This is a genomic window from Taylorella asinigenitalis ATCC 700933 (genome assembly GCF_000687755.1).
Taxonomy (GTDB): Bacteria; Pseudomonadota; Gammaproteobacteria; order Burkholderiales; family Burkholderiaceae_B; genus Taylorella; species Taylorella asinigenitalis.
Genome location: NZ_JHXN01000001.1, coordinates 48,889 through 62,280, shown reverse-complemented (window position 1 = coordinate 62,280; position 13,392 = coordinate 48,889). Strand labels below are relative to the sequence as shown.

Below are 13,392 nucleotides of genomic sequence, written 5' to 3'. Positions count from 1 at the left end.
AGGTTAGACTTTCATAATTTCAGCTTCTTTTTCTGAAATTATCTTATCAATCTCACCTACATATTTATCAGTCATTTTTTGAATGACCTCTTGTGCACGACGATCATCATCTTCAGAAATTTCTTTATCTTTAAGAAGCTTTTTAAGCGTATCGTTGCTATCACGACGCAAATTACGTATCGCAACTTTTGCATCCTCGCCTTCAGCTCTAACCACTTTAGTAAGATCTCGACGACGCTCTTCTGTGAGTGCTGGCATAGGAACACGAATAGACTCACCTAAAGTAATAGGATTCAAACCTAAGTCAGATTCTCTAATCGCTTTATCGATAGGACCAGCCATATTTTTCTCCCATGGCTGAACGCTTAAAGTTCTTGCATCAACTACAGAAACATTCGCTACTTGAGAAATTGGAACTAATGAACCATAGTAATCTACGGATACATGATCAAGAATGCCTGCATGTGCACGGCCAGTGCGGATTTTTGAAAGATTCGTTTTTAAACTTTCAATAGACTTGTTCATTCTAGATTCGGCAGAAGCCGTTATAGAAGTAATACTCATAAAATCCTCTGATTAAATGTGAACCAAGGTACCTTCATCTTCACCGAGAACAACTCTTTGAAGAGCACCAGGTTTGTTAATAGAAAAAACTTTAATAGGAAGTTTCTGATCACGACATAATGCAAATGCAGTCGCATCCATAATTTCTAGCTTTTTAGATAAAGCTTCATCAAAAGTTATGCTTGAATATCTAGTTGCAGAAGAATCTTTCTTAGGATCAGCAGTATAAATCCCATCTACTTTTGTTGCTTTCAAAACGATTTGAGCACCTATTTCAGCTCCTCTGAGAGCAGCAGCCGTATCTGTAGTAAAAAATGGATTTCCAGTTCCTGCGGCAAAAATTACAACTTTTTTCTCTTCTAGATATCTTAGAGCTTTAGGCCTAATATAAGGTTCAATAACTTGTTCTATATTAAGTGCTGATTGAACTCTAGAGACTACTCCGAAGGATTTAAGTGCATCTTGTAGTGCCAATGCATTCATAACAGTTGCAAGCATACCCATATAATCAGCTGTAGCTCTATCCATTCCTTGAGCCCCTGGGGCAATGCCTCTAAATATATTTCCCCCACCAATAACTATGGCCAATTCCACTCCAAGTTTAGTAACTTGAGCAATTTCTTCGGCCATGCGGGAAATGGTGGACCTATTTATTCCGAAAGAATCTTCTCCCATCAAAGCCTCACCAGATAGCTTCAATAGAACACGCTTAAATTTATCCGCCATATGACTAATTCTTGAAAAAAATTATCTGACATTTTAACAGTTATACATTGCGATTGCATATAAAAATCCCCCAGTAAATCTGGGGGAGAAACATAGCTATAAAGTGGCAATGCTTACGATCTAGTCATTGAAGCAACTTCTTCAGCAAAATTAGTTTGAGCCTTCTCAATTCCTTCACCAACGATAAATATATTGTATGACTTAATTGAAGCACCCTTCTCTTTAAGCATTTGCTCGACAGTTTGCTTATCGTTTTTAACGAAAGGTTGACCTAAAAGTGTATTCTCTTTTAAGAATTTAGTAATGGCACCTTGAACCATTTTTTCAACAATTTCAGCTGGTTTACCAGACTCTTGAGCTTTTTCTGAAGCTACTTTACGCTCTGATTCAAGATCTGACTCATTAATACCTGATTGATCTAAAGCTTTAGGTTTAGTAGCTGCGATATGCATAGCAAGATCTTTACCCACTGAATCATCACCTGAATATTCAACCATAACACCGATACGGCCACCGTGGTTATAAGTGGCAATTTTATCATTGGTTTCTACTCTGTGAAATCTACGAATAGTCATATTCTCGCCGATTTTACCTACTAAATCTGTGCGAGTAGATTCAACTGTACCGCTGCCAAGTTTAAGATCATTTAATGCAGAAACATCTGAAGGGTTTTCAGTAGCAACTAATTTAGCTAAATTTTGAACGAATTCAATAAATTCAGGATTTTTAGCTACAAAGTCAGTCTCACAGTTAACTTCCACTTGAGTACCAACATGACCATTTTGGCCATCAGTTACGTATTCACCAATTAAGCCCTCTGCAGTAACGCGTGAAGCTGCTTTAGTAGCTTTATTACCTAATTTGACGCGAAGAATTTCTTCAGCACGTGCCATATCCCCATCAGCTTCAGTAAGGGCTTTTTTGCACTCCATCATAGGTGCATCAGTTTTTTCGCGTAGGTCTTTAACCATACTTGCAGTAATTTCAGCCATATATACTCCAATTAATTTTCTAGTGTTTTCTTAAAAATATCGGCTACCAATGATAGCCGAATATTATTACTTTTTAGTGTTAGTCAAAATTCTTTAACAGAACTTATTCAGCATCTGATGATTCAGAATTTTCCTCAGAATAGTCCTCTGAGTTAGTCTCAACTGGTTCTTCAGAATCAAAATCCTCAGATTGAATCTCTTCAACTACTCCATTTAATCTTTGCTCACGACCCTCTAAAACTGCATTAGCTACGCCCTCAGCATAAATTTGAACAGCCCTAGAAGAGTCGTCGTTTCCTGGGATAATAAAATCAATACCCTCAGGTGAGTGGTTAGTATCAACTACAGCTACAACAGGTATACCCAAAGTGCGAGCTTCTTGAATTGCAATTTTATGATAGCCAACGTCAATAATAAAAAGTGCTGATGGCAATCTAGCCATATCTTTGATACCGCCTATGGATTTGTTTAATTTTTCCAAATCACGATTGAAATCTAAAGCTTCTTTTTTAGATAGTCTTTCAAGAGAACCGTCATTTTGAGCGGTTTCCATATCTTTTAATCGTTTAATAGAGCTACGAACAGTTTTGAAATTAGTCATCATGCCACCTAACCAACGATTATTAACGTATGGCATACCAGCACGAGTAGCTTCCTCAGCGATAATATCCTTAGCTGAACGTTTTGTACCAACAAATAGAATATCCTCTCCCCTAGCCGCTGTTTTGCGAATAAAAGCTAGTGCTTCTAGGTATTTTTCAATTGTTTTTTCTAAGTTGATAATGTGAATTTTGTTACGTTGACCAAAGATGAAAGGAGCCATCTTAGGATTCCAGTAACGTGTTTGGTGGCCAAAATGAACACCAGCTTCAAGCATATCACGCATAAGTGACATAAATTTCTCCTAAAGGGTTATAGGATTACTCAAGGTTTGGAATTTTAATTTTTATATCAAACACCCTTAAGATTGAGTAGATCCGAGTTAAATAATAAAATCAAAAAATCTAAAAATACGTTTAAATTTAAGTTTAATTCCTTTTATATCCCTAAACTTAAACCTAAAATTTTTATGTATTTTTAAAAAATTAAAGATTATAATTTTCTCATAATTTTCTATAAAAATCAAGCTTTTTATGCAAATTCTACTTGAACACTCTGATATTTCTGGCATGAAAGCTGCGTGTGAAGATGCGGCTAAAATACTTGACTTCCTAACCCCTTACGTAAAGGAAGGTGTTACAACAAAAACTTTAGATAATCTTACTATAGAATATATCAACGATGTTCTTCATGTCCAATCTGCTACCATAGGTTATGGTCCAAAGGGACACCCACCTTTTCCATCAAGCATATGTACATCGATAAATAATGTAGTATGTCACGGAATTCCAAATGAAAAGCAACTTAAAAATGGAGATATTATGAATATAGATGTCACCATTATTAAGGATGGTTGGTTTGGTGATACAAGTAGAATGTTCTTAATAGGTGAACCCTCTCTAAGAGCAAAATTGCTATCTGAGACTGCATTTGAGGCTATGTGGTTAGGTATTAGTCAGGTTAAACCTGGTGCTCATTTGGGTGATATTGGTTTTGCAATTCAAAATTACGTTCAATCCAAAGGATTTTCTGTGGTCAGAGATTATTGTGGCCATGGTGTTGGTAGAGTATTTCATGATGACCCTATGGTTTTGCACTACGGCAAAAAAGGAACTGGAATAGAACTTGTAGAAGGACTTACCTTTACAATCGAACCAATGATTAATGCTGGGGCGTATCAATGCAAAGTATTATCTGATGGATGGACTGTCGTTACAAAAGATAGAAGCCTATCAGCCCAATGGGAACACTCAATTAGAGTTACTAAAGATGGATATGAGGTTTTAACCCTATCCGATGGGGTACGCCCTCCTCCTGAATCTATTAAATCTTGATTTATGGAACTGCTTAAGAAGCGTGAAACATTAGATTCTAAGTTTCTTAATAAGGACTTAAGCCCAAAAGAATATCTATCTCTTTGGTCATCACTAATCGACCAAGAGATTTTGCATATTGCAAATGAGAAATTAAATCCAAACGAATATACAGTATTAGCCGTCGGGCGCTATGGAGCGGGCGAATTATTTCCATTTTCAGATATTGACTTATTGATACTAGTTCCAGAAGAATCTATAAACCAACAACAGATAGAAAATTTTTTTTCTGAAGTATGGAACTTAGGAATAAAAATTTCGCCACTAGTTCACACAGAAAAGAGTGTTCACGAGAGTATTGCCACAGATAATATGCTTGAGACTAGTATATTAACTGCAAGATATTTATACGGATCAACTGAAAAATATAAAAGTGTTAAATCCAAAATCCAAAATGGACACGATTCGAAGAAGTTTTTTTATAAGAAAATAATTGAAAGAAATCGCCGTCACGAAAAATACGATAATTCACCATATGCTTTAGAGCCAAACTGTAAGGATGCACCTGGAGCGTTGCGTGATCTTGATTTAGTTAAATGGCTTGCATTATCTAATGGACTCAAACCAGATTGGGACGCATTGGTCGAGGCCAATTTGCTATCGAGCAAAGAGGCAAAAGTTTTAGCGATATGTGAGGAAGATTTTAATAGGTTAAGAATATTATTGCACCTTTTAAACAAAAAAGCAGACGATCGGTTGCTATTTCATTTGCAGGATGAGGTGGCTATTTTCTTCGATAAATTACAAGAAGGCAGGCGCCCTTCAGAACCCTTTATGCAATCCTACTATAAGGTTTCTTCACAGGTAATTTTAATTACAGAATTTTTTATTAAAGCCCTAGAACTTCAAATTAATGAATCAGAAGAAAAAGAAGTTATAAGTTTGGATGAAAATTTTGTACTTGAGAATAATTTTCTTAAATTGAAACATGCAGATACCTTTAAAAAGGTTCCTGAACTTATTCTTAAGGCATTTTATTATTTACAAACAAAGGCCGATATTAATGATTTTTCTCTTGAACTACAAAGACAGATTTGGAGTCATAGAAAATTAATTGATGCTGATGTTATAGAAAGAAAAGATATAAATCAGATTTTTATTCAAATCTTAAGTTATCCAGAAGGCATTGTAAGAACAATACGCAGGCTAGATAAATTTAAAGTTCTTCACAGAATAATACCTCAGTTCAATAATATATCTGGACAAATGCAATACGACTTATATCATGCATACACAGTTGATCAGCATACTTTGCAGGTAATTAAATTTTTAAGACGTTTTACTATGCCAGAGTACGACAACGACCATCCATTGGCAGCAAAAATAATGCGAGATTTTTCTAATTCTTGGCTACTTTATATTGCCGCTATTTTTCATGATATTGCTAAAGGTCGAGGCGGCGACCATTCAGAATTAGGTGCACAGGATATATCTGAATATGCCATTCGAATTGGATTAGATGAAGCTGATAGAGAACTATTGGTTTTTCTTGTTCGCAATCATTTATTAATGTCAACTTATGCTCAGAAAAAGGATACAAGCCACCCTGAAATAGTACTTGAATTTGTAAATTCAATAAAAAATATTCGATATTTAAATGCTCTATATTTGCTGACCATTGCGGATATAAAAGGCACAAATCCTAAGCTTTGGAATAGCTGGAGAGCCAATCTTATCGATAAGCTATATGAGCAGGCATCGCAATTTATTCATAAAGAGAGCGAAGAAGTTGAGGGCGGGAACATTGCCACCAGAAAAAATGAGGCTTTAAATTTTATAGATTTTGAATCTGAAGACCAAAATTATAAAAAGAGTATCCAAGAATTATGGGGCAGTTTTGGGGCGGATTATTTCTATCGCAATGAAGCTCAAGTTATTGCATGGCACGCAAATTCAATTCTAAATGCAAAATCGAAGGCACTGCCTCTTGTATTTTGTGAATCATTGTCAGATGATCATTTCAGGGTCGGTATTTGGGCTAAAGATAGACCTCGCCTCTTTTTAGATATTCTAGGCTTTTTTCATAAACATAAGATAAATATTCTTGATGCAAAAATTCATACGTCTACAAATGGCTTTGCATTAGATACTATTATTTGTGAATTTGGCCCTTATACTGAGATGTACAGGGATAAGGTTAAATTTATAGAAGAGGCCTTAAGCGAGGATATTGCCACTTCAAAGGATAGTGTTATACCTGAGCAAAGTTTACCAATTAATAAAGAGATGCGACGTATGAAGGTCTTTCCAATACGTCCAGAAGTTAATATTGAGCAAAAAAACGATAGTTCATCGTTCGTAATGACTATAATTTCAAACGATAGGCCAGGAATTTTGTATCATATTGCCAAGCTGCTCGATTCAAACGAAATTAACCTCGAGATGGCCAAAATTTTAACTTTGGGCCAGAGGGTGGAGGACGTTTTTCTAATTAGCAGCGAGAAACTTTATGAAGAGTCTTTTAGAAATAAACTTATTGATGAAATATACCTATACCTTCAATCTATTATTCCCTAGCTTAAAACAAAGATATGTTTAGTATTATTCTTGGAAGCTTTTTGTTAGTTGTGGGTACGATATTGCCCATTGTAAATCCGCCTGGGGTTGCTCCTATTTTCTGGTCTCTTACTACTGGTGCGAGTAATAAAACTCGTAAAATCTTAGCCAAAAAAGTTGCAATCAATGCCATATTTATCGTTGTTGTGGCTACGTTTCTCGGGAAATTGGTTTTATTTGCACTTGGAATTTCTATTCCAGCTGTAAGGATTGCTGGTGGTTTACTTGTTATTGGTGCGGCATGGAAGTTATTAAATGCTGAAGACCCTGACACAGGTATTCATGATATTTCTGCTGAAACATACACTTTAGATAAAGCTAAAAGCAACGCATTCTACCCTCTTACATTTCCAATTACTTGTGGACCAGGATCCGTTGCTGCGGCTATCACATTAGGTACTTCATTTTCATATTCAACATTTGATTTGGTGCTTCTGGCTAATATTATTGGAACTATATTGGGGGCCGTAGGCGTAGGATTGGCTATTTTTGTTAGTCTTTACTTTGCTGCAGAATTACTTCATAGATTAGGTAATCAAGGTACAGTAATTTTTATGCGCTTAAGTGCGTTTATACTTTTGTGTATCGGCGTTCAAATCTTGTGGACTGGATTACACGAATTTATCCTAATATTGAATAATGATATACAATAGATAAAACATTTTTAATAAAACATTAATAATGAGAACACGCAGCATCCTAAATATAATTTCTATTTTATGCGTCTTATCCGTGGGTTTTGCTCTTTTTACTCAGTACTACTGGGACATGCGTCCATGTGCGTGGTGCGTTTTAGCTAGACTAATATTCATATTAATATTTATATTTGCTGTTGTATTTAATTTTTTCTCATCTCATGGGGCTAAAAAATTCGGAACATTTATGACATTTGTATTGGCTGTACTCGGGGTCATTGCCACCGTATATCAATATACAGTCGCAAATAAGTCATTCTCATGCGATTTAACCCTTGCAGATAAGATTGTGTCACAGTGGCTTGGTCTTGATAAGTTGCTACCTGAGGTATTTGGTATTTATGCTTCATGCCTTGACGCTAGTGTGGATTTATTTGGAATTGAATATGTCCTATGGGCTTTGATGGTTTTTGCACTTATAGCACTACTATCTTTAGCTGGAATATTTAGTAAGCGACGTCTACCAAATAGGGCACTTTTCAAATAGTCATACTATATAAATTGATTTAAATCAATCTTGTCTAATCAAGATTAATACTAATGTTAATTTGAATGTTAGATAATTAAAATTTCCAAAGTCTTTTTTCAATTGGTGTTTTATGTCTAATCAAACAATTACTGAAACCTCTAAAGTATTAATGAACCCTCAAGTTGAACAAACTGGTATTGAGGGCAGCTTGCCGAGCTATCATATTAGTCCTCAAGACATAGCTAAAATCATTCAAGCTCAAGGGTTGAAAGCAACATTTGAGGGCATGTTAAAGTACATGTACGATGATTATCTCAAATGGGAAGAATTCGATAAGATTGCTCGAGTAGGAAACTATGCAAAAAATGGCGTTTTAGAGCTTATGCCTATCGCTAATAATGAGCAATATAGTTTTAAATATGTTAACTGTCACCCTACCAATCCAGCTAAAGGTCTTTCAACGGTTCTTGCTTTTGGAGCTTTAGTCGATTCAGAAACTGGACAACCAGAAGTCATTAGTGAATTTACCCTAACTACAGCATTTAGAACTGCAACTATGTCAGTGTTAGTTGCAAAATACCTTGCTAGAAAAGATAGTAAGAGAATGGCAATTATAGGGAATGGATGTCAGAGTGAATTCCAAATTTTAGCCTTCCATTTCATCTTGGGTATATCAGAAGTTGCTCTATTTGATATAGACAGAAATGCTAGTGAAAAGCTCGCAAAAAACCTAGAGAAATTTGGAATTAAAACTGAAATTTTTGATAACGTAGCCGATTGCGTTAAAGGGGCTGATATCGTCACGACGGTAACTGCAGAATATTCTAAAGCTCATATCCTTAAAGATGAAATGATTGAACCAGGAATGCATATTAATGCTGTGGGAGGTGATAGTCCAGGCAAAACTGAACTTGATCCAGCGATTTTAGATCGTACTACTACATATATCGAATTTGAGCCTCAAACACGTGTAGAGGGCGAAATTCAAAACAAAGGCGATGACTATAAAGTCAACTACGTTTCTGAATTATTCAAAAACGATAAATATGCACGCAAATCAGATGATGAAATTACACTTTTCGATTCTGTGGGCTTCGCACTAGAAGATTATTCTGCGATTCGTTATATGAAAGATATCGCAATGAAACTTGGAATTGCGAAACCTCTTGCTGTGGTACCTGATTTAGAAGATCCTAAGGACCTTTTCGGTTACCTGAAAGCTTAATTTGTAAAGTTTAACTCCTAGCCCGCCTCTTCTATAACATTTGTTATGTTGGGGCGGGTGATTTTTTTTACTTAACTACTTCTACTTTCGCTAAGTTTTCTTAGAAATTGCTCATCAACATCACCAGTGACGTATTTTCCATCAAAACAAGAAGCGTCAAAGTTTTCTATATCAGGATTAATATCATTTAAGGCAGAAATTACATCCTGTAGATCTTGATATACCAAGGCATCAGCCCCTATGACATCTCTAATTTCCTCTATGGACCTATTATGTGCAATTAATTCTGCTTGCGTAGGCATATCTATGCCATAAACATTTGGAAATCGAACAGGAGGTGCTGCAGATGCAAAAAACACCTTTTTAGCTCCAGCAGCTCTTGCAAGTTCAACAATCTCTCGACTAGTCGTACCCCGAACTATAGAGTCGTCAACAAGTAAAACATTCTTATCTTTAAACTCAACACCCATAGGATTTAATTTTTGACGAACAGATTTTCTGCGTACCGCCTGACCGGGCATAATAAATGTTCTGCCAACATATCTGTTTTTTATAAATCCTTCTCTATTCGGTAAACCCAGTCTAGAGGCTAATTGCATAGCCACAGGTCTTGATGTATCAGGAATAGGCATAACAACGTCAATTTCTTTTATATCAAGCTCGGATTGTACTTTTTTCGCCAAGTACTCTCCCATTTTTAATCTTGCGTTATAAACATTAATTCCATTTATTGTTGAATCTGGTCTAGCAAAATAGATATATTCAAAAATACATGGACACAGCTTTGCGTTTTCCGCACATAATTCGCTCACAGGCTGACCATCATCACCTATAAATACCGCCTCTCCAGGCAATATATCTCTCACAAAAGAAAATCCAATACCTTCCAAAGCAACTGATTCAGATGCAAACATCCACTCAGTCCCTTCATCTGTTTCAAATTTTCCAAGGCACAGTGGCCTAATACCATATGGGTCCCTAAAAGCCAGCATGCCAATACCAGATATTTCAGCTACAACTGCATAGGCACCTCTAGCACGTTTATGAACTGCTTTTACCGCCCTAAAAACCATATCGCTATTTGATTTTGCTACTGGAATTGAGTTTTGCAATTCATGTGCAAACACATTCAAAAGCACTTCTGAATCTGAGTTAGTGTTTATATGTCTGCGATCTACTTTAAACAACTCTTCTCTTAAAGCATCTGGATTTGTGAGATTGCCGTTATGTGCAAAAACAATACCAAACGGAGCATTAACGTATAGAGGCTGTGCTTCTTCTAAACTAGTGCTTGAGCCTGATGTAGGATATCTAACTTGCCCAATTCCTGATAATCCGTTTAGAGTGCGCATATTTTTAGTCTGAAAAATATCTCGCACATAGCCTTGTTCTTTGTGAACATAAAATCGTTTATTTTCTATGGTGGCAATGCCCGCCGCATCCTGCCCTCTATGTTGAAGCAAAAGCAATGCGTCATACACTCTTTGATTTACTGGATTTAATCCATTAATGGCAACAATTCCGCACATATCAAATCCTAATTAACAAAATTATTTTCTCCATATGGAAGCGAATTCGAATATTTTTCTGGAAGCATATCTTTGAGTTTTAATACAGCCATTTCTGCTTTGGATGAGAATTTGGCATTTTGCCACCAAGTCTCCTTAGGTAAATCTGTATAACCAGCCACAATAACTAGCAAAATTACTATGGCTAGACCTCTTAAAACACCAAATAAAAGACCAACAAAGCTATCAGCCCCACCTAATCCTGTGTAGCTAATCATTGAGCTTATAAAACGATTTATAAACCCGACAAGAATTAGAAGCAGAATAAACAATAAACAATAAGTGGCTACATACGAAGCATAATAATTTTCGAAAATATCGTATGCATATGGCAATAAATATGGACCAAATCTCAAGGTCCCAAATGCCGCAGCTACATATGTAAGTAATGAGAAAACCTCTCTTACAAAACCACGAAAATACCCAAAAATCGCTGACAACACAACGATTGCAATAACAACATAATCGAATTCAGTCATTATTTATTAGCTATATAACCGTCTGAATATCCCAATGCTCTAAGTCTAGCAAGAGCTGCTTGAGCAGATTCTTTTGTCGCAAAAGGGCCGACACGAAGTCTATAAGTCTGTTTACCATTTACTGATGCCGTTTGAATAAATGTATTACTCACACCAGATTGAATTAATTTTTCTCTAAGTTTACGAGCCTCAGACATATTGTTTAGGGATGCCACTTGAACAGAATAATTTCCGCTACTAGCAACATTTTTTTGAGTTTTAGTATCATTTTTCTTTGTATCATTAGAAGCGGTCTTAGGCGGTTCTTTTCCTTGCAAAATTGCCCTAGCCTTAGAACCATCATCTGTTCTTGTAACCTTGGTATCCTTTTTAGTATCTTTTTTAGTAGCAACTGGCTCTTTAGGCTCTTTAGGTTCTTTTGGCTTAGCTGGCTTTGTGTCTACTATAGGCTCTTCAATATTAGGGGGTTCAGTAGTTGTAGTACCCTGAGCTATAGATTGTCCGCTTGGACTAGTAGTACCTGTGCTCGGTGCAGGTTTTACTACTGTGCCCTGTGCTTCATTCGATGTATTGTTAGATGGTACAACCACTTGTACTGGTTCCTTAGGACCTGTTCTTACAGGTGGTTCTAATGGAGCAACTTCTCCATTAGTATTTATGGGCTTATCGTTAGAAAATATCATAGGTAATACAATGATTGCAATGATAGCTAAGAATAGTGCTCCAATTAATTTACTTCTTGCTCTATACTTCATATCATTAGATTGTTGCTGAGCAATTTTAGATTTCTGTATAGGATTTCTTTGATTACCTGATGACTTAAATATACCCATTTGTACTCACTTATCAATAAACTCTTTAATTTCAGAGACTGTTAAAAAAGATCCAAACACTACAATTCTATCCTCTTTCTTAGCATTAGATTTTACTTCTTTATAAGCCTGAATTGGGGATGAAAACGTAAGAATTTTTGGAAGTCCTTCCGCATCAGGTGGCAATAATTTCCTAATCCTCTCAGCCACCTCTATAGCCTCACTCCCCCTAGGCCCATCCAAATCACATAAATACCAATAATCAACGATTCCTTTAAAGCACTTTACAATACCTTCAAGGTCCTTATCTTTTAAAACTCCAAATACTGCATATGTATAAGGAAAATAGGACATGCTTTTAAGGTTATGTGCCAAAGCAGATGCAGAATGAGGATTATGGGCTACATCGATCACCGTTACAGGTTGACCTGGCAATATTTCAAATCGCCCAGATAAAGAGGCATTTACTAAACCAGTTTTTATATACTGAATTGGAACGGGTAGAGCCCCTTTTAGAGCGTCAATACAAGCAAGAGCTGCAGATGCGTTAAGTAGTTGGTTTGCACCTCTTAAAGCTGGATGTGGCAATGCATGTTTTTTTCCCTCTCGAGATGCAAATGCCCACTGAAGTTTATCTGCAGAATAATTAAAATCTCTATTAATCAACCACAAGTCACACCCAATTTCTTGAGCATGGTCTAAAACAGACTGAGGTGGCAATGGATCCGATACTATCCCTGGCTTATCTTTTCTAAATATGCCAGCTTTCTCAAACCCTATTTTCTCTCGTGTATTTCCCAAATACTCGGTATGGTCAATATCAATACTAGAAATAATACTAGCATCTGCGTCAATTAAATTTACCGCATCTAGCCTACCACCTAAACCAACTTCAAGTATCCATAAGTCCAAATTTGCATTTTTAAAAATATAAAATGCAGCTAAAGTTGTGTACTCAAAATAACTTAAACTAATATCTTCTTTTATTAACTCTATATGTTCTAAAGCTTCGATAATTAATTCATCCGAGACTTCTTGCTGATTTATACGAATTCTTTCATTGAATTTAATAAGATGAGGTGAAGTATATTTACCTACGGAGAAGCCTGCAGCAGAATAGATTGATTCAAGATAAGTACAGGTTGAACCCTTTCCGTTTGTACCGCCTACAACAATTTTTATTGATTGAGTTTCCGAGATCTTTAGTCTATTGAAAACTTCTCTTATTCTATCTAAACCTAAATCAATACTTTTGGAATGAAGGCCCTCAATATAAGAGAGCCAATCGCTAAGATTTTTTTTTGACATATTAAGATTAAGGCCCCTCTAAAAG

The 13,392-nt window shown here is 36.0% G+C and carries 13 protein-coding genes; 5 read left to right on the top strand and 8 right to left on the bottom strand.

What is annotated here, in order from left to right:
• Positions 1-3 precede the first annotated feature (3 nt).
• The 4 genes from frr to rpsB form a co-directional block, all read right to left on the bottom strand.
• Positions 4-564 carry a ribosome recycling factor gene (gene frr, locus T432_RS0100300; RefSeq protein WP_028883695.1) on the bottom strand — a complete coding sequence of 187 codons (561 nt, stop codon included), beginning with the start codon at positions 562-564 and terminating at the stop codon, positions 4-6.
• 12 nt (positions 565-576) lie between these two features.
• The gene (pyrH, locus tag T432_RS0100295) at positions 577-1,290 is read right to left on the bottom strand and encodes a UMP kinase (RefSeq protein ID WP_014111552.1); all 714 of its coding nucleotides are present in this window, start codon (positions 1,288-1,290) and stop codon (positions 577-579) included.
• Between the two features lie 113 nt (positions 1,291-1,403).
• A complete protein-coding gene (tsf, locus tag T432_RS0100290; RefSeq protein WP_028883694.1) occupies positions 1,404-2,282 on the bottom strand; it encodes a translation elongation factor Ts in 879 nt (292 codons plus the stop codon).
• A gap of 103 nt (positions 2,283-2,385) precedes the next feature.
• On the bottom strand, positions 2,386-3,177 hold the full coding sequence (gene rpsB / locus T432_RS0100285) for a 30S ribosomal protein S2 (protein WP_028883693.1): 792 nt from the start codon (positions 3,175-3,177) through the stop codon (positions 2,386-2,388).
• 238 nt (positions 3,178-3,415) lie between these two features.
• On the opposite strand from rpsB, the gene map reads away from it, so the two are divergent.
• The 5 genes from map (at position 3,416) to ocd (ending at position 9,200) form a co-directional block, all read left to right on the top strand.
• The gene (gene map / locus T432_RS0100280; RefSeq protein ID WP_028883692.1) at positions 3,416-4,216 is read left to right on the top strand and encodes a type I methionyl aminopeptidase; all 801 of its coding nucleotides are present in this window, start codon (positions 3,416-3,418) and stop codon (positions 4,214-4,216) included.
• 3 nt (positions 4,217-4,219) lie between these two features.
• Entirely contained in the window at positions 4,220-6,772 is a 2,553-nt protein-coding gene (gene glnD, locus T432_RS0100275; RefSeq protein WP_028883691.1) for a [protein-PII] uridylyltransferase, read from the top strand.
• 14 nt (positions 6,773-6,786) lie between these two features.
• The gene (locus T432_RS0100270) at positions 6,787-7,464 is read left to right on the top strand and encodes a MarC family protein (protein ID WP_028883690.1); all 678 of its coding nucleotides are present in this window, start codon (positions 6,787-6,789) and stop codon (positions 7,462-7,464) included.
• A gap of 28 nt (positions 7,465-7,492) precedes the next feature.
• Positions 7,493-7,993 carry a disulfide bond formation protein B gene (locus T432_RS0100265; RefSeq protein ID WP_015551102.1) on the top strand — a complete coding sequence of 167 codons (501 nt, stop codon included), beginning with the start codon at positions 7,493-7,495 and terminating at the stop codon, positions 7,991-7,993.
• A gap of 112 nt (positions 7,994-8,105) precedes the next feature.
• Complete coding sequence (ocd, locus tag T432_RS0100260) at positions 8,106-9,200, top strand: ornithine cyclodeaminase (RefSeq protein WP_028883689.1); 1,095 nt, start codon at positions 8,106-8,108, stop codon at positions 9,198-9,200.
• Positions 9,201-9,271: 71 nt separating this feature from the next.
• On the opposite strand, the gene purF is transcribed toward ocd, so the two are convergent.
• Genes purF through folC form a run of 4 tightly spaced genes read right to left on the bottom strand, consistent with a single transcriptional unit; the run spans position 9,272 to position 13,367 of the window.
• Positions 9,272-10,729, bottom strand: coding sequence for an amidophosphoribosyltransferase (gene purF / locus T432_RS0100255; RefSeq protein ID WP_028883688.1), 1,458 nt, complete (start codon positions 10,727-10,729; stop codon positions 9,272-9,274).
• Between the two features lie 8 nt (positions 10,730-10,737).
• Positions 10,738-11,247, bottom strand: a complete 510-nt coding sequence (locus tag T432_RS0100250) for a CvpA family protein (RefSeq protein ID WP_028883687.1) — start codon at positions 11,245-11,247, stop codon at positions 10,738-10,740.
• Positions 11,247-12,080 (bottom strand): SPOR domain-containing protein, encoded by an 834-nt coding sequence (locus T432_RS0100245; RefSeq protein WP_028883686.1) that lies wholly within the window; start codon positions 12,078-12,080, stop codon positions 11,247-11,249. The genes T432_RS0100250 and T432_RS0100245 overlap by 1 nt, the downstream gene beginning before the upstream one ends.
• 6 nt (positions 12,081-12,086) lie before the next feature.
• Complete coding sequence (gene folC, locus T432_RS0100240) at positions 12,087-13,367, bottom strand: bifunctional tetrahydrofolate synthase/dihydrofolate synthase (protein WP_028883685.1); 1,281 nt, start codon at positions 13,365-13,367, stop codon at positions 12,087-12,089.
• Positions 13,368-13,392 lie beyond the last annotated feature (25 nt).